The sequence below is a fragment of the Stenotrophomonas sp. STEN009 genome, assembly GCF_056760395.1.
The window spans coordinates 91,156-106,790 of sequence record NZ_JBRRES010000001.1; the positions used below are offsets into that span (position 1 = coordinate 91,156).

15 protein-coding genes are annotated in these 15,635 nt (G+C 67.6%); 12 read left to right on the top strand and 3 right to left on the bottom strand.

What is annotated here, in order from left to right; translation table 11 throughout:
• Nucleotides 1-401: 401 nt before the first annotated feature.
• The 12 genes from ACVOMM_RS00415 to ACVOMM_RS00470 all read left to right on the top strand — a co-directional run bounded on the left by ACVOMM_RS00415 (nucleotide 402) and on the right by ACVOMM_RS00470 (nucleotide 12,988).
• Nucleotides 402-941 carry a GNAT family N-acetyltransferase gene (locus ACVOMM_RS00415; protein ID WP_180875383.1) on the top strand — a complete coding sequence of 180 codons (540 nt, stop codon included), beginning with the start codon at nucleotides 402-404 and terminating at the stop codon, nucleotides 939-941.
• Entirely contained in the window at nucleotides 938-1,270 is a 333-nt protein-coding gene (locus tag ACVOMM_RS00420) for a non-heme iron oxygenase ferredoxin subunit (RefSeq protein ID WP_053516647.1), read from the top strand. The genes ACVOMM_RS00415 and ACVOMM_RS00420 overlap by 4 nt, the downstream gene beginning before the upstream one ends.
• Before the next feature lie 149 nt (nucleotides 1,271-1,419).
• Nucleotides 1,420-1,812 (top strand): hypothetical protein, encoded by a 393-nt coding sequence (locus ACVOMM_RS00425; RefSeq protein ID WP_053516646.1) that lies wholly within the window; start codon nucleotides 1,420-1,422, stop codon nucleotides 1,810-1,812.
• Nucleotides 1,813-1,954: 142 nt separating this feature from the next.
• Nucleotides 1,955-4,279 (top strand): catecholate siderophore receptor Fiu, encoded by a 2,325-nt coding sequence (locus ACVOMM_RS00430; RefSeq protein WP_322522862.1) that lies wholly within the window; start codon nucleotides 1,955-1,957, stop codon nucleotides 4,277-4,279.
• 51 nt (nucleotides 4,280-4,330) lie between these two features.
• Entirely contained in the window at nucleotides 4,331-5,008 is a 678-nt protein-coding gene (locus tag ACVOMM_RS00435; RefSeq protein ID WP_065182420.1) for a Fe2+-dependent dioxygenase, read from the top strand.
• 164 nt (nucleotides 5,009-5,172) lie between these two features.
• Nucleotides 5,173-5,571, top strand: coding sequence for a hypothetical protein (locus ACVOMM_RS00440; RefSeq protein ID WP_262100186.1), 399 nt, complete (start codon nucleotides 5,173-5,175; stop codon nucleotides 5,569-5,571).
• Nucleotides 5,572-5,718: 147 nt separating this feature from the next.
• Nucleotides 5,719-8,139: a TonB-dependent receptor domain-containing protein gene (locus ACVOMM_RS00445; protein ID WP_481525739.1), complete on the top strand. Its 2,421-nt coding sequence runs from the start codon at nucleotides 5,719-5,721 to the stop codon at nucleotides 8,137-8,139.
• A 115-nt stretch (nucleotides 8,140-8,254) separates the two neighbouring features.
• Nucleotides 8,255-8,893, top strand: coding sequence for a PepSY-associated TM helix domain-containing protein (locus ACVOMM_RS00450; RefSeq protein ID WP_481525740.1), 639 nt, complete (start codon nucleotides 8,255-8,257; stop codon nucleotides 8,891-8,893).
• Between the two features lie 31 nt (nucleotides 8,894-8,924).
• Nucleotides 8,925-9,443 (top strand): DUF2271 domain-containing protein, encoded by a 519-nt coding sequence (locus tag ACVOMM_RS00455; protein WP_481525741.1) that lies wholly within the window; start codon nucleotides 8,925-8,927, stop codon nucleotides 9,441-9,443.
• 116 nt (nucleotides 9,444-9,559) lie between these two features.
• Nucleotides 9,560-10,363: a DUF4198 domain-containing protein gene (locus tag ACVOMM_RS00460; protein WP_111185997.1), complete on the top strand. Its 804-nt coding sequence runs from the start codon at nucleotides 9,560-9,562 to the stop codon at nucleotides 10,361-10,363.
• Between the two features lie 52 nt (nucleotides 10,364-10,415).
• Complete coding sequence (locus ACVOMM_RS00465) at nucleotides 10,416-11,387, top strand: FAD:protein FMN transferase (protein WP_481525742.1); 972 nt, start codon at nucleotides 10,416-10,418, stop codon at nucleotides 11,385-11,387.
• Complete coding sequence (locus ACVOMM_RS00470; RefSeq protein WP_065182426.1) at nucleotides 11,384-12,988, top strand: sulfite reductase subunit alpha; 1,605 nt, start codon at nucleotides 11,384-11,386, stop codon at nucleotides 12,986-12,988. Before ACVOMM_RS00465 ends, ACVOMM_RS00470 begins: the two co-directional genes overlap by 4 nt.
• Before the next feature lie 54 nt (nucleotides 12,989-13,042).
• Here ACVOMM_RS00470 and ACVOMM_RS00475 read toward each other — a convergent pair whose 3' ends face one another.
• The 3 genes from ACVOMM_RS00475 to ACVOMM_RS00485 are packed head-to-tail and all read right to left on the bottom strand — an operon-like array spanning nucleotide 13,043 to nucleotide 15,501.
• Nucleotides 13,043-13,648 (bottom strand): HutD/Ves family protein, encoded by a 606-nt coding sequence (locus tag ACVOMM_RS00475; RefSeq protein ID WP_164151732.1) that lies wholly within the window; start codon nucleotides 13,646-13,648, stop codon nucleotides 13,043-13,045.
• A 34-nt stretch (nucleotides 13,649-13,682) separates the two neighbouring features.
• A complete protein-coding gene (locus tag ACVOMM_RS00480; protein WP_180875374.1) occupies nucleotides 13,683-14,408 on the bottom strand; it encodes a murein L,D-transpeptidase catalytic domain family protein in 726 nt (241 codons plus the stop codon).
• A gap of 16 nt (nucleotides 14,409-14,424) precedes the next feature.
• On the bottom strand, nucleotides 14,425-15,501 hold the full coding sequence (locus ACVOMM_RS00485) for a L,D-transpeptidase family protein (protein WP_476342252.1): 1,077 nt from the start codon (nucleotides 15,499-15,501) through the stop codon (nucleotides 14,425-14,427).
• Between the last annotated feature and the right edge of the window lie 134 nt (nucleotides 15,502-15,635).

Here is a 15,635-nt window from a genome sequence, read left to right on the forward strand (position 1 = left end):
CCTGCACGCAAGAGGCCAGAAGCGGTAGCGACACTACAGCAGACAGAAAAAATCCAGTATTCATCGAAATCCCTGCTTCAGTCACTTTCCCGGAAGTTGTTCATCAACACGCCTCGCATCAGGTTGTCCTTCAACCCGTCAGAACCCATTGTCGATTCCGAGGCGTCGTATCGTTACCTGGTACCGCATCCTCATCCCTTATAGTGATTCGCGCTCCATTTTGATTCTCCATAATATGATTGGTCGGCACGAGGACAATTGGCGCAATCCGGGCCGCACTGAATCGAAAGGCGTCAAGGCTCCGTTCACGACAGTGCTTCCATCGGCGGTCGAATCCCCGGCTCGCATCGCCAGTGCAGAAGGGCGTGCGGCCTGGCCCACGCCCCACCTAGAATGGCGCCATGAGCACCCTGACCTTCCGCGCCGCTACGTCGGCCGATATCCCCGCCCTCATCTCGCTGGTGACCTCCGCCTACCGGGGTGACGCCAGCCGGGCCGGCTGGACCACCGAAGCCGACCTGCTGGACGGCGCCCGCATCGATGCCGAAGGCATCCAGACCGACCTCGACCGCCCCCGCTCGACCATCCTGCTGGCGGAGCGCGAGGGCCGCCTCGTGGCCTGCGCCCACGTCGCCGATGTCGACGGCAAAGGCTACTTCGGCATGTTCTCAGTCGATCCGGCCCAGCAGGGTGGCGGCGTCGGCAAGCAGCTGATGGATGCGGCCGAAGCCCACGCCGCGCGCGAATGGGGCGTGCCGGTGATGCAGATGACCGTGATCGACGTGCGCGACGAACTGATCGCCTTCTACGAGCGCCGCGGCTACCGCCGCACCGGCATCAAGAAGCCGTTTCCCTACGGCGACGAGCGCTTCGGCATTCCCAAGCGCGACGATCTGCGCTTCGAGATCCTGGAAAAGCCGCTTGTGGGAGCCACCGCATGAGCGACGCGTGGACCTTCGTCTGCGCCGGCAGCGACCTGCTGCCGGGTGAAATGAAGAGCGTGTTCGACGAGGTTACCGGTACGCCGATCGTGGTGTTCAACCTCGATGGCGAGCTGTATGCCCTGGAAGACCAGTGCACGCACGAGGAATTCGAGTTGTCCTCCGGCGAGTTCAACACCACCGAAGGCAGCGTCGAGTGCGTGCTGCACGGTGCCCGCTTCGACGTGCGTGATGGTCGTGCCCTGTGTGCCCCCGCGTACAGCCCGGTCCCCAAGTTCCCGGTCAAGCGCGAGCACGACGCCATCTGGACCCGCGACGACCGGGACTGACCGGCCCATCCGCCCCGCCTGGGAAGGGCCCTGCAGGCGCCCACAGGGCCGCGAGTGGCCAGGTAAAAACCTCCCGCAACACCGAAGATGCGAATCATTATCGTTGCTGTTACTCTACGTAACATCTTCGTAATGCCCATCGCCGCGCCATGGCCTCGCCCGCGCCCATCGCTACGCTCTGCCAGCTTGCCCGCACGGGCGGGCCGCTGTTGGCTGCGCTGCTGCTGGCACTGCTGCTGGGATGGTCGGCGCTGCATGAAGGGTCGCGCAGCTCGCTGGTCACCACGCCGGCGCTGCAGGCGCAGGACAGCCTGCCCGCAGCGCCTTTCGGCACGCCGCCCCGCGAGCAGGCCATGCCACGGGTGGAAGCCGAGCCCGATGACAGCCGGAGCATCAAGTCCCCGCTGCTGCGGCAGTTGTGTGGCCCGCTTCCAGTGCCGCCACCGGTGCCGGCAACCGCGCCGTCACCCTACCCGGCCCCTGCGCTCCCGTCGCGCTACCACTACCCCCCCGGCCAGGCGCCTCCGTCCCTGCTGAGCTGACGCTCTCCCCGGCCGCGCCCGGGCGTCCGGCGCTTGCCGGACCTCCACCTCCGATCCCGCTTCGAGTCCGCTTCCGATCCTGCCTGCCGCGCCGTCATCCGGCACCGGCGGATCGTTCCTGTCCCGCCACCCACCCAGACCCATGAACCCGATCAAGAGCCGCAAGCACGCCTCCCCACTCCGCAACCTGCCGTTGGCGACCGCCAGCCTGGCCGCCGGCCTCGGCCTGGCCACGCTGCCCGCGCTGGCCCACGCCGAAGCGACCGACAATGCCCGCACGCTGGACAAGATCGACGTGCACGCCACACATGGCTACAAGGCCGACAAGGTCGCCTCGCCGAAGTTCACCCAGCGGCTGCAGGACACCCCGCAGACCATCCAGGTCATCACCAGCGACCTGTTCAACCAGCAGGGCGCCACCACCCTGACCGAAGCGCTGCGCAACAGCCCGGGCGTGGGCACCTTCTATGCCGGCGAGAACGGCAACACCACCACCGGCGATGCGCTGTTCATGCGCGGCTTCGACACCTCCAACAGCCTGTTCGTCGATGGCGTGCGCGACCTCGGCTCGATCTCGCGCGACGTGTTCAACATCGAACAGGTGGAAGTGACCAAGGGGCCAGCAGGGACCGACAATGGTCGCTCGGCGCCGACCGGCGCCATCAACCTGGTGAGCAAGCAGGCCACCCTGCAGGACGCCACTTCGGCCAGCGTTTCGCTGGGCAGTGACCAGCAGCGCCGGACGACCGGTGACTGGAACCAGTCGCTGAGCGCGACCAGCGCGCTGCGCGTCAACGCGATGTGGCAGGACAGCGACCAGCCCGGCCGCGATCATGTGCAGAACAAGCGCTGGGGCCTGGCCCCGTCGCTGGCGTTCGGCCTGGGCACGGCCACCCGCTACTACCTCAACCTGCTGTACGTGAAGCAGGACAACGTCCCCGACGGCGGCGTGCCGACCCTGGGGCTGCCGGGCTGGACGCCGCAGCCGACGCTCGAAGCGCTGGCCGGGCATCCGGTGGATCCGGAGAACTTCTACGGCACCCGTGCCGACCACGACGACGTGACCGCGAAGATGGCCACGTTCCGCTTCGAACATGATTTCAACGACAGCGTGCGCCTGACCAATACCGCGCGTTGGGGCCGCACCGAGCAGGACTACCTGCTCACCGCCTTCATGGGTACCGGCGCGCTCGGCGCCAATGGTCGTCCGACCGGCAACATCGGCTACACCAACCCGGCCGACCGTTCGACCTACACGATCGCGCGCAGCCTGCCGACCTTCAAGGACCAGCGCAACACCATCCTGACCGACCAGTTGAACCTGCGGGCCGACTTCAGCACCGGCGCCATCGGCCATGCCCTGAGCGCAGGCCTGGAGTTCACCCGCGAAGAACTGGACAGCTACGGCCAGGCGGCCACCGGCGGCACCAGCTGGCCTGCCGCGAACCTGTACGACCCGGACTGGAACGTGACCGGGCTGACCTGGGCGCATAACGGCGCCGATGCCCACGGCAAGACCACCACGTCCTCGGCGTATCTGTTCGACACGCTGGCATTCGGCGACAGCTTCCTGCTGACTGCCGGCGTGCGTGCCGACCACTACAAGACCGAGTACGCCAGCGCCTCGGTCTGCGGCGGCCGGAGTGGCCCCGCCTGCGGCAGCAATCCGGCCGGCACCGTGCTGCGCAACCCCACGCTGGAGGCCTCCGACACTCTGTTGAACTGGAAGCTGGGCGCGCTGTACAAGGTGGGCGACACGGTCAGCGTGTATGCCAACTACGCGATCTCGCAGCAGCCCCCGGGCGGTGCCAACTTCCAGCTGAGCAGCTCGGCCAGCAGCGCCGACAACCCCAAGCTGGACCCGCAGAAGGCCAAGACCTTCGAGGTCGGCAGCAAGTGGGCATTCCTGGAGGATGCACTGGCCGTCAACCTGGCGTTGTTCCAGACCGACGTCGACAACGAGATCAATACCACCGTGCTCGACGAGGCCGGCAACCCGACCCAGACCGGCAGCAAGCGCGTGAAGGGCGTGGAGCTGTCCGCCGTGGGCCGCCTGACCGACAACTGGTCGGTGTCTGCCGGTTTCAGCCACCTCGACACCGAAGTGAAGGAAGGCGCCAAGGTCGCCGCCGACGGCACCACCAACCTGACGTACACGCCGGACGATACGTTCACCGGCTGGACCAGCTACACGCTGGCCCACGGCATCACCGTCGGGGGTGGCGTGCGCTACGCCGCCGGCATGCATCGTGGCACCGACGGTGCTGTCGGCACGCCGTCATTCACCAAGTCCTACGTGGTGTACGACGCCGTGGTGTCGTGGGCGGTCAACGAGAACATCTCGCTGCGCTTGAACGGCTACAACCTGTTCGACAAGGCCTACGTGGCCAGCATCAACAAGAGCGGCTACCGTTACACCCCGGGTGCCCCGCGCACCTTCCTGCTCAGCGCGGACATCCGCTTCTGATGTCCTGGCGCGGGGGAGCCCGGCTCCCCCGCGCAACGACGAGACGACACCATGCTGCTGCACATTCCCAACGTGCTCACCGCTGATGAAGTGGCACAGGTCCGCAAGCAACTGGACACCGCGGACTGGACCGATGGCCGCGAGACCGTGGGTGCCCAGGGTGCGCAGGTGAAGCACAACGAACAGCTGCCGGACGCGTCACCGGTGAAAGCCGAGCTGGGTGCCGGCGTGCTCGCCGCACTGCGGCGCAGCCCGCTGTTCTTCGCTGCGGCACTGCCGTTGAAGATCCTCCCCCCACGCTTCAACCGCTACCGCGGCGGCGGGACCTACGGCTTCCACGTCGATGGCGCAGTGATGAACCTGGGCAACGGCGAGCAGCTGCGCTCGGACATCTCCTGCACCCTGTTCCTGTCGGCGCCGGACGAGTACGACGGCGGCGAGCTGATCATCAGCGACACCTACGGCGAGCACGAGGTGAAGCTGCCAGCCGGCGACCTGATCGTCTATCCCTCCAGCAGCCTGCACCAGGTCAATCCTGTTACCCGGGGCGCGCGCGTGGCGTCGTTCTTCTGGGTGCAGAGCATGATCCGCGACGATGTACAGCGTCGCCTGCTGTGGGAAATGGACACGTCCATCGAGCGCCTGCGACAGACGGGAGGCGACGCTGATGCGGTGCTGCAGCTGACCGGCGTGTATCACAACCTGCTGCGACGCTGGAGCGAGGTCTGAGCCACTCCAGGCCGCGCCCTACATTTTAGCAATCATTCTCATTTGCATCCGCTAACAGCTCTCATTACAATCACGCCCCGTTGATGCTGGCCGCTGCCGGCAAACCATCTGGGGACCCCCGCTTGCTGCGCCCGCTCCGCCCTCGCCCACTCATCCATCGCAAGATGGGCACCGCCATGCGCGGCCAGCGTCCCGCGCTGGCCAGCCTGCTGGCATGGGTGGCGATGCTGGCGTTGCTGCTGGGCACCCTGCCGCTGCTGCCGCACCCGGCCACAGCGATGACCTTGCAGATGCCGCTGGAAGAACGTGGCGGCGAAGGCCCGTTGCAGGAAGAAGCCCCGGCCAAGCTGCGCCGCTGTGCCTCCGCCCCGGTAAAAGCGGCCGAGAAGGCGCCGCCGCTGCTGCTGGCCAGCCAGTGGCTGCGTACCGAACGTGAACTCGTACCCGCCACGCCGGCCATGCCCGGTGTGCGCCCGGACTGGCCGCTGGCCGCTCCGGACACGCCCTGGGCCGACGCGCCCGGGCGTCGCCAGCAACGCGGCCAGGCGCCGCCGCTCGCCTGATCCACGGCCCGACGTGACCGCCTGCGCGGTCGCGTCCACACGCCGCTGACTGCTTCTTCCCTGCCGCCCCTGACCGGGCTTTCCCTGCCTGCCGTGCGCGCTCCGCACCCGGCATCGCGCTGCCTTACATCCTTCGAGGTATCTGCCATGGCCCAGCGCCATCGTGTCCGTTCGTCCCTGTCCCGCCCCCTGCTGACCAGCGCCGTGCTGGCGGCGATGGCGGCCCCTGCTTTCGCCCATGCAGAGATCGCCGGAGCGCCGCAAACCCTGGACAAGGTGGTCGTCACCGCCTCCGGCTTCGAACAGAAGATCACCGATGCCCCGGCCAGCATCAGCGTGGTCAGCCGCGAGGAACTGAGCAAGCGCCCCTACACCAGCCTGGTCGATGCGCTGCGCGATGTGGAAGGCATCGACGTCGGCCTGGAAGCCACCGACAAGAATGGCCGCGCCACCGTCTCCATGCGTGGCCTGCCCTCGGAATACACCCTGGTACTGATCGACGGCCGCCGCCAGAGCAACGTCGGCCAGCTGTATCCCAACAACTTCGGTGGCGGACAGTTCTCCTACCTGCCGCCGCTGGATGCGATCGAGCGCATCGAAGTGGTGCGCGGCCCGATGTCCACGCTGTACGGCTCGGATGCGATGGGCGGTGTCATCAACATCATCACCCGCCGCAACCAGGACAGCTGGCACGGCGCGCTGACCCAGGGCTTCACCGTGCAGCAGGACGACCAGTTCGGCGATGCCCGCAGCACCGACGTGTACGTGAGTGGTCCGTTGCTGAAGGAGCGCCTGGGCCTGTCCGTGCGCGGCAGCTACTACGATGCGAAGGCGTCCAATCCGGAATGGGATGCGCTGCCGTTGCCCGATGGCACCCTGTGGGAACGCAGCATCGGCTTCGGAGGTGGCGGCAAGTCGGTGGCCAACACCAACTGGAACACGGGCGTGCGCCTGAACGTCCACGTCAATGACGACCACGAACTGTGGCTGGACTACGACGTGTCGCGGCAGAAGTACGACAACAGCGAGGGCCAGACCGGCACGCTCGACAGCCTGGCCAGCCTGTGGCGCGTCGGCAATGCGGTCATCCCCGATCCGGATGGCGGCGGCACCATCACCCGCCGCGTGGTGCAGCCGCGCGTGGGCTACACCGCCTACCAGCGCTATGAGCGTGACCAGGTATCGCTGACCCATCAGGGCCGCTACAGCTTCGGCACCTGGCAGACCTCGCTGACCCACAGCAAGAGCAGCAACCTCGGCCGTTCGCTGCCACTGACCCTGGACGAGCGCGCCAACCTGCAGACGCTGTGGAATGACGTCTGCCGCCGCACCGGCGCCGCCAACAACTGCGCGGCCGGTCGTGGCAATGCGCTGTCGGCCCTCGACCCGAGCGAGATGGCGCGCCTGCAGGCGTTCCTGCCACGTCCGCTGCGCACGATGGAGCTTGAGGGTTACGTGCTCGACACGATGCTCGACCTCGATTTCGGCGCGCACAAACTGACCGTTGGCGGACAGTACAACGACACCGACATGGTCGACGGCGTGTTCGGCATGGATGGCGCCGGCTACCGCAGCAACACCCGGCAGAAGCACCGCATGTGGGCCCTGTTCGCGGAGGACAACTGGGCACTGACCGATACCCTCACGGCAACCTTCGGCCTGCGCTACGACGACCACAACGTGTTCGGCAGCCATGTCAGCCCGCGCGGCTACCTGGTGTGGAATGCGAGCGACGCATGGACCTTCAAGGGCGGTGTCAGCACCGGCTACAAGACACCGCGCCCGGACCAGCTGTTCCCGGGCATCACCGGCTTCGGTGGGCAGGGCGTGCTGCCGCTGGTCGGTTCGCCGAACCTCAAGCCGGAAACCAGCACCAACTACGAGCTGGCTGCCTACTACGAAGGCCAGCGCTGGGGCTTCAACGTCACCGGCTTCTTCAACCGGTTCGACGACAAGATCGCCAGCGGCGGCACCTTCCCGAACTGCGAAGTGGCTCCGGCCGGCAGCGGCTACTGCGTGGACATCGGGCCGGGCTGGGCCTCGCTGGGCTACAGCACCTTCACCCAGAGCGTGAACATCGACAAGGCCGAAACCCGTGGCGCCGAACTGGCCGCGCACGTCGATCTGCTGGAAACCCTGCAGCTGCGGGGCAACTACACCTGGACCCGCAGCGAACAGACCAGTGGCCCGCAGAAGGGACTGCCGATCAGTGGCACCATGCCGGCCCGGCATATGGCCAACGCCAGCCTCAACTGGCAGGTCAGCGACGCGGTCAGTCTGTCGCTGATAGGAGAAGGCCGCTACGACCGCTACCGCGATACGATCCTCGATGCGGCCGGCAACAGCCACGACCGCGTCTACGAGGACTACACGATCTTCCACCTCGGCGGCAGCTGGAAGGCCAACGCATGGCTGACCGTCAACGCACGCGTCAACAACCTGCTCGACAAGGACTTCGTCTCGCAGTCGTGCCTGCTGATCAGCCAGAGCGAGTTCAGCTGCGTGGACGATTACGCAACCAAGGACCAGCGCCGCAGCTACTGGATCTCGCTGAACGCGAAGTTCTGAGGCGACCCTGCCCGGTGCCGGCCTTGGCCGGTACCGGGATACAGAACGATACGCAATTGCGAGCTATTCTCATCAATGATGTAATGCGCAGTCCGCATCCGTCCTGAATCCCGTCGTGAGCCGTTCCGCTCCCTCCAACGTGCAGCAGCAACAGAGCCGCGGCTTCTGGCTGCGGACGCTGCACCAGTGGCACTGGATCAGCTCGGCGGTGTGCCTGATCGGCATGCTGCTGTTCGCGGTGACCGGCCTGACCCTCAACCACGCAGCGAAGATCGAGGCCAAGCCCGAGGTGCAGAACCAGCAGCTGCAACTGCCGGCCGATCTGCTCGGCCAGCTCGGCACGCGCGAGGACGGCCACGCGCCGATCCCCCGCCCAGCCCGGCAATGGCTGGATACGCAGCTGGGCATCGCCATCGGCGGTCGCCCGGCCGAGTGGTCGGCCGAGGAGATCTACGTGTCGTTGCCACGCCCCGGCGGCGACGCCTGGCTCAGCATCGATCGCGAAACCGGCGCGGTGGAATACGAATCAACCTCCCGCGGCGTGGTGTCCTACCTCAACGACCTGCACAAGGGCCGCAACGCGGGCCCGGCGTGGGGCTGGTTCTTGGACCTGTTCGCCGTGGCCTGCCTGGTGTTCTGCATCACCGGCCTGTTCCTGCTGCACCTGCATGCACGGCAGCGGCGCATGACTTGGCCGCTGGTCGGCCTCGGCCTGATGATCCCGCTGTTGATCGCCCTGCTGCTGATCCACTGAACCATCGAATCCCCTTCACCGGAGCCGCCCCATGCGCGTCACCCTGACCATCGCCCTCAGCGGCCTGCTGGCCACCTCGCCGGGCTATGCCGCCACGCTCGACATCAACGTCGAGGTGCCCAAGCTCAATGTCGCCGAGTATCACCGTCCCTACGTAGCGGTGTGGCTGGAAGGCGCCGACCAGAAAGTCGCGGCCAACCTGTCGGTCTGGTACCAGCAGACCAGCAACAACGAAGGCCATGGCACCAAGTGGCTGCCCGACCTGCGCCAGTGGTGGCGCAAGAGCGGCCGCACCCTGCAGGTGCCGGTGGACGGCGTGACCGGCCCAACCCGCCCGGCCGGCAAGCACGCGCTGTCGTTCAACGACAAGCAGCCGGCGCTGAAGCAGCTGGCCCCGGGCAACTACACCCTGGTGGTGGAAGCGGTGCGCGAAGTCGGTGGCCGCGAACTGCTGAAGATCCCCTTCACCTGGCCGGCCACCGCCGCACAGAACGGCAAGGCGCAGGGCGCCACCGAACTGGGCCAGGTCACCCTCGCCATCAAACCGTAACCGCCTGAGCCGGGGTCAGAGCCCTTTCCGTTGGAAAGGGGTCCGACCCCGGGGTCGGCCCCCTTCCACAGGAAGGGCTCTGACCCCACCCATCCAACGTCCCTGGAGTCTTCCGCATGAAGCGCACGCTCGTCCTCGCCGCCGCTCTGGCCGCTGCCCTTCCCTTTTCCGCACTCGCCCACAAGGCCTGGCTGCTGCCTTCGCAGACCGTGATCGCCGGCAATGCGCCGTGGATCACTGTTGATGGTGCGGTCTCCAACGACCTGTTCTACTTCAACCACGTGCCGCTGCGCCTGGAATCGCTGGTGATCACCGCGCCGGACGGCAGCACCGTGCAGCCGCAGAACGCCTCGACCGGCAAGTACCGCAGCGTGTTCGATCTGGAGCTGAAGCAGCAGGGCACTTACCGCATCGCTTCGGTCAATGACGGCCTGTTCGCCACCTACGAACAGAACGGCGAGCGCAAGCGCTGGCGCGGTACCGCCGCCACCTTCGGCGAACTGCCCAAGGACGCGGAGAAGCTGGAAGTGAGCCAGTCGGTCGGCCGCGTGGAGACGTTCGTGACCAATGGCGCGCCGAACGATACCGCACTGAAGCCGACCAACCGCGGCATCGAGCTGGTTGCGGTCGGTCACCCGAACGACCTGTTCGCCGGCGAGGAAGCCACTTTCCGCGTGCTGGTCGACGGCAAGCCGACGGCTGGCCTTGCCTTCGAGATCGTGCGCGGCGCCACCCGCTACCGCAACGCGCAGGACGAACTGAAGGTGACCAGCGACGCCAAGGGCGAAATCAAGGTGACCTGGCCGGAAGCCGGCATGTACTGGCTGGAAACCGGCACTGAAGACAACAAGACCTCGGTGAAGCAGGCCGCCAAGCGTCGCCTGAGCTACGTGGCCACGCTGGAAGTGCTGCCGCAGTAATGGGGACCGCGATGCCGGGCACGCCCCGGCATCGCAGCCGCCACGCCCCGTCATGACCGATTCCCTGCTCGACATCGCCCGCCTCGGCGGCACCACCATGGGCACCACCTGGAGCGTGTCGCTGGTCGCGCCGCGCCAGCGCGACCTGCACCCGCTGCACGCCGGCATCCAGGCGCGCCTGGATGATGTGGTCGCGCAGATGAGTACGTGGGACGCCGGCTCGGACCTCATCCGCTACAACAGCGCCGATGCAGGCCAGTGGTGCACCCTGCCTGCCGAAACCCGTCACGTCCTGTCCTGCGCGCAGTCCATCGCCGCCGCCAGCGACGGTGCGTTCGATCCCACCATCGGCCCGCTGGTGGCACTGTGGGGTTTCGGTGCACATGCCGGCGAACGCCGCCAACCCGATGCCGCCGCCGTGCAGGCCACGCGCGAGCGCTGCGGTTGGCAGCGGTTGCAATGGCGCGGCGATGCGCTGCTGCAACCCGGCGGACTGGAACTGGATCTCTCTGCGATCGCCAAGGGGTTCGGCGTCGATCACGTGGCCGCGTGGCTGCGCGATCAGGGCATCGCTGCTGCACTGATCGAGGTCGGTGGCGAACTGGCCGGCTACGGCCGCAAGCCCGATGGCCAACGGTGGCGCGTGCTGGTGGAATCGGCGCCGGAAGAAGACGCGCACGCCAAAACACCACCGCGGGTGCTGGCGCTGGACGGCAAGGCGGTCGCTACCTCCGGCGATCGCTGGCATCACTATCAGGCCGATGGCGAGGCCTACAGCCACAGCCTCGACCCGCGCACCGGCAGGCCGGTACGCCAGGTTGCAGCGGCGGTGACGGTGGTCGCCGACGACGCGATGCATGCTGATGCCTGGGCCACCGCACTCACCGTACTCGGCCGCGAGCACGGCATGGCGCTGGCCGAACGCGAAGGACTGGCCGCACGCTACCTGCATCGCGCAGCGGATGGCCCGCACGAGTTTCTCAGCAGCGCCTTCCAGCGCCTGCTCGACGAGCGGGACGCATGAGCGCACGGCCGTCGCGCGCGCTGCTCGGCAACGCGCTTGTACTGATCCTGCTGGCGCTGATCGGCTGGGCGCTGCTGCGACTGCATCTCGGCGAAGCCTGGTGGCAGGGCGCACCGCCGGCGCGGCAATCGCAGATCGCCATCATCGCCACCGCGCTCTATGCGCTGGTCTGCACCGCACTGTGGTGGCGTGGGCGACCGCGCGACGATGCTGCCTCTGGCGACGTCGCGCCGATCCTGCTGGTCTGGTCCAGCCAGACCGGCTTCGCCCGCGAACTGGCCGAACGCAGTGCCGAGGCATTGCGTGGTGCCGGCGTGCCGGTGCGTGTGCGCGGTCTGCATGAGGTCGACGCCACGTTGCTGGCCGGCAGCCAGCGTGCACTGTTCATCGCCAGTACCACCGGCGAAGGCGACCCGCCCGATCATGCAGTGCCCTTCCTGCGCCATGTGATGGCTCTGCCGTCATCGCTGCAGCATCTTTCGTACGGCGTTCTCGCCCTGGGTGATCGCAGCTACGGTCACTTCTGCGCCTTCGGTCACCAGCTCGACGACTGGCTGCGCCAGCACGGCGCACATGCCCTGTTCGACGCCATCGAGGTCGACAACGCCGATCCCGCTGCACTGCGGCACTGGCAGCAACTGCTCGGACAACTTGCCGGTGGCGCCAGCGAACTGCCCGACTGGAGCCCGGCCGAATACCAGCCGTGGACGCTGCTGCAACGCCGGCACCTCAATCCCGGCAGCCAGGGCGGACCGGTGTACTGGCTGCGCCTGCAGGCGCCTGCCATCGACGGCGTGCGCTGGCAGGCCGGCGACATTGCCGAGATCGGCCCGCAGCACGCGCGGCACAGCGCGCGGGCCTGGCTGGAATCACAGGGTTTCGATCCGCAGACGGTGCTCGAGGACGGCCAGACGCTGCTGGCCCGTGTCGAACGCTCGCACCTGCCCTCACTGGTGCCACCGGGTGATCTGCCCGCCCTGCTGGCGGCCCTGCAGCCGCTGCCGCATCGTGAGTACTCCATCGCTTCGGTGATGGAGGATGGTGCGGTGGAACTGCTGGTGCGCCGGCAGCTGCGTGCCGATGGCACGCCCGGCATCGGCAGTGCCTGGCTGTGCGACCACGCCGTCATCGGCGAGCCGGTACAACTGCGCCTGCGCCGCAACGACAACTTCCACGGTGCCGCCGTTGCGGCGCCGCTGCTGCTGATCGGCAATGGCACGGGCATCGCCGGCCTGCGTGCACACCTGCATGAGCGCGCGGCCGTCGGCGCGCACCGCACCTGGCTGCTGTTCGGCGAGCGCTCGGCCGCGCACGACTTCCATTTCGGTGACGAACTGCGGGCGATGCTGGCGGCCGGCACGCTGCAGCGTCTGGATACGGTGTTCAGCCGTGACGGCGGCAGCCACCGTTACGTGCAGGACCGCCTGCTGGCGGAGGCGGCAACGCTGCGGCAATGGGTCGATGAAGGTGCCACGATCCTGGTCTGCGGCAGCCTGCAGGGCATGGCGCCAGCCGTGGATGCGGTCATCGAGCAGGTGCTGGGTACCGACGGCAAGGAGGCCCTGCTGGTGGCCGGCCGTTACCGCCGTGATGTGTATTAGCCCAGGCAGCGCCCAGCGCATGCGCGGATGATGCCCATCGGCGCATGCGAATCATCAGTCCGCGGCGCTCACCCGTATCGCCAGCAGCTCGCCACTGCCCTGCAGCGCATGCCGCTGGCGCTCGCCGGCCGCCAGCCATGCAGTGTCGCCTGCCTGCATCGGCGGCAAGCCACTGTCCTCGGCAAAGCCGGCCTCACCCGCCAGCAGGTGCAGCGCCCAGGCCACGCCTGACTCGCAGAAGAAGAACATCGACCCCACCAGCGGCCGGTGCAGCAGCTCGGCGTGCAACTGCCCGCGCTTCCACATCAGGTTGAAATCATGGGTGGTGCCATCGACCAGTTCGCCGTGCAGTGCCTCCTCGCCGGCAAAGCGCACGCGACCATGCGGCGGCAGCACCTCCGCCACCCGGCCATCGGCGAAGCGCAGGCGCACACCGTTGCCCTGCAGCAGTACCAGTTCGCGCTCCACGCCCGGAAATGCGGAGAACGCGGCATCCTGCTCGATCTCCGCCACGGACAGGCGCAGGGCCCAGTCGTCCCCGTGCGCCGGCAGCCGCAGGATTTCGCGGGTCCAGCCCAGGCCATTGCGCCAGCGTTCGCGGCGGTAATCCAGGCGGGCAATCACCTGGCTCGGAGTCTTCAGCAGCGCATCGATATCCATGCCTGCATTGCACCACGCCACGTGCAATCGCGCATCAGCGCGTGGCGACCGTACCCTGCGCGCCGCACTGGCCACCCAGCAGCTGCGAATGCTTCAGCCAGTCCTGGTCGGGGTAATAGGCGAACACCATCGTGCCACCACGCAACGCGTCGATCAGCGGCCTGGCCACCGACAGCCGCACCGCCGGACACCCCAGGCTGCGGCCCAGCCGACCCTGCAGCTGCGCGGTCGCTGGATTCACGTAGGGGGCGCCATGAATGACGATCGCACGCTCGCGCGCGCGGTCGTTGAAGCCCGGTTCCAGCCCGGCCAGCCGCAATGAGTAGCCGTTGCCGCCCATGTAGGTTTCCTGCGCGGTGAACACACCGAGGCTGGACATGTAACTGCCGTCGCGATTGGAAAAATGCTCGGTCCGGTTCTCACCACTGTTGCGGCCGTGCGCCACCCATTCCTCGAACAACAGCCGCCGGTGCGCCAGGTCGAACACCCACAGGCGCGGCTCGGTGGAGGGCCGCGAATAGTCGATCACGCTCAGGCGTTCGCCGCTGATGCCCAGCTCCGGTCGCAACAGGGCGCAGCGCATGGCCTGCGCCGCCAGCTGCAGCACATGGCGATCGGCCTTCGGCGCGGTGCGTGCCAGCAGGGCGGCCAGATCCTCGGCACGGGTCGCGATGGCGGGCGTCTGCGCCAACGCGGGTGCGCTGGCCGAGGTTGCCAGCAGGCCAAGCGTGGCCAGCCGGCACAGGCGGGATGCGGTCATGGACGGGACACAGGACTCAGTTGCCTGTGAGAGTGGACCCTGCCGGCTCGGATTCCAAGACCGGCTGCAGGCCGGATTCAGCCGGGCTTGGGCGCACGGCGGGCAGCGAGGTCACCAGCAGCGTCGTGCCCGGCACCAGCACCTGGTACAGCTGGCGGGCGAAATCGGCCGGCAGCGCCAGTGGCAGCGACGGCGTGGCCAACAGGTCCGGGGTCGCCTGCGCACGGTCCTGGCCCAGCAACGGATAGGCCGTCCATTGATGCAGGCGCTGCTTCGCATCGAGCGGGCTGGGAACATCGCTGTAGCCCTGCCCCATCACGAACAGCGTGGTGCCCTGGAAGGCTGGCAGCGCATCGGCTTTCAGCGGCGATTCGCCAATCATCACGCCGTCGCGCAGGACGTACAGCCGCTGGTCGTGCAGGCTGACCAGGATGCCGACCTGCCCGGCCGGCGCCGCGCTGTCGTTCCACCAGGCCGCCGCCACACCGCCGTCGGCGGTCTCGGGCAGGGCCTCGCCGCGCGCGTTGACCGGCGCCAGTACGGCGGGATAGGCCAGCGTCATCGGCGCGCTCTTGGCATCGGCCACCACCACCGTATCGCCGCGCCGGGTCTCGCTGAACAGCTTCTGCGCGAACGCCTGGGGCAGCCGTACGCAGCCATGCGAGGCCGGATGCCCCGGCAGGCTGCCGCCATGCAGGGCGATGCCGTCCCAGGTCAGCCGCTGCATGTACGGCATCGGTGCGCTGTTATAGAGGTTGGAGCGGTGGTCCTTGTCTTTCTGCAGGATCGTGAACACCCCGGTCGGCGTCTCGTGTCCCGCCTTGCCCGAACTGATCGTGGTCAGCCCGATGGCGATCCCGTTGCGATACACGTAGGCGCGCTGCTCGTCCAGACTGACGACCAGCACGATCGGGCCGGCCGGGGAAATCTCCGGATGCCAGAGGAATTCGCCCGGCTTGAGATCGGTAGGCCCGCGTTCGGCGGCCACCGGCCCGGACGGGTCGATCGAGTGCGAAGACGGCAGCCCGGCCTGCACGGTCAGCGGCAGTGCCAGGACAAGGGAGAGCATCAGGGACGGACGGTGCAGACGCATCCAGCGGAGGTTCCATTCCATGCGAAGCGGTCACCGTACACCATCGCGCCGTAGCGAACGCGCCAAAAGAGAATGCCCGGCGACACAACCCTGTGTCGTACCGGGCAATCGTCACGTCCTTGTCGGCCTGCTGC

Bases quoted from the DNA above. Each gene is read 5' to 3' on its own strand.
- ACVOMM_RS00420 (WP_053516647.1), top strand. From the start codon at position 938: ATGAGCGACGCGTGGACCTTCGTCTGCGCCGGCAGCGACCTGCTGCCG.
- ACVOMM_RS00440 (WP_262100186.1), top strand. From the start codon at position 5,173: ATGGGCACCGCCATGCGCGGCCAGCGTCCCGCGCTGGCCAGCCTGCTG.
- ACVOMM_RS00480 (WP_180875374.1), bottom strand. From the start codon at position 14,408: ATGACCGCATCCCGCCTGTGCCGGCTGGCCACGCTTGGCCTGCTGGCA.
- ACVOMM_RS00415 (WP_180875383.1), top strand. From the start codon at position 402: ATGAGCACCCTGACCTTCCGCGCCGCTACGTCGGCCGATATCCCCGCC.
- ACVOMM_RS00425 (WP_053516646.1), top strand. From the start codon at position 1,420: ATGGCCTCGCCCGCGCCCATCGCTACGCTCTGCCAGCTTGCCCGCACG.
- ACVOMM_RS00475 (WP_164151732.1), bottom strand. From the start codon at position 13,648: ATGGATATCGATGCGCTGCTGAAGACTCCGAGCCAGGTGATTGCCCGC.
- ACVOMM_RS00455 (WP_481525741.1), top strand. From the start codon at position 8,925: ATGCGCGTCACCCTGACCATCGCCCTCAGCGGCCTGCTGGCCACCTCG.
- ACVOMM_RS00445 (WP_481525739.1), top strand. From the start codon at position 5,719: ATGGCCCAGCGCCATCGTGTCCGTTCGTCCCTGTCCCGCCCCCTGCTG.
- ACVOMM_RS00465 (WP_481525742.1), top strand. From the start codon at position 10,416: ATGACCGATTCCCTGCTCGACATCGCCCGCCTCGGCGGCACCACCATG.
- ACVOMM_RS00470 (WP_065182426.1), top strand. From the start codon at position 11,384: ATGAGCGCACGGCCGTCGCGCGCGCTGCTCGGCAACGCGCTTGTACTG.
- ACVOMM_RS00485 (WP_476342252.1), bottom strand. From the start codon at position 15,501: ATGCGTCTGCACCGTCCGTCCCTGATGCTCTCCCTTGTCCTGGCACTG.
- ACVOMM_RS00460 (WP_111185997.1), top strand. From the start codon at position 9,560: ATGAAGCGCACGCTCGTCCTCGCCGCCGCTCTGGCCGCTGCCCTTCCC.
- ACVOMM_RS00435 (WP_065182420.1), top strand. From the start codon at position 4,331: ATGCTGCTGCACATTCCCAACGTGCTCACCGCTGATGAAGTGGCACAG.
- ACVOMM_RS00430 (WP_322522862.1), top strand. From the start codon at position 1,955: ATGAACCCGATCAAGAGCCGCAAGCACGCCTCCCCACTCCGCAACCTG.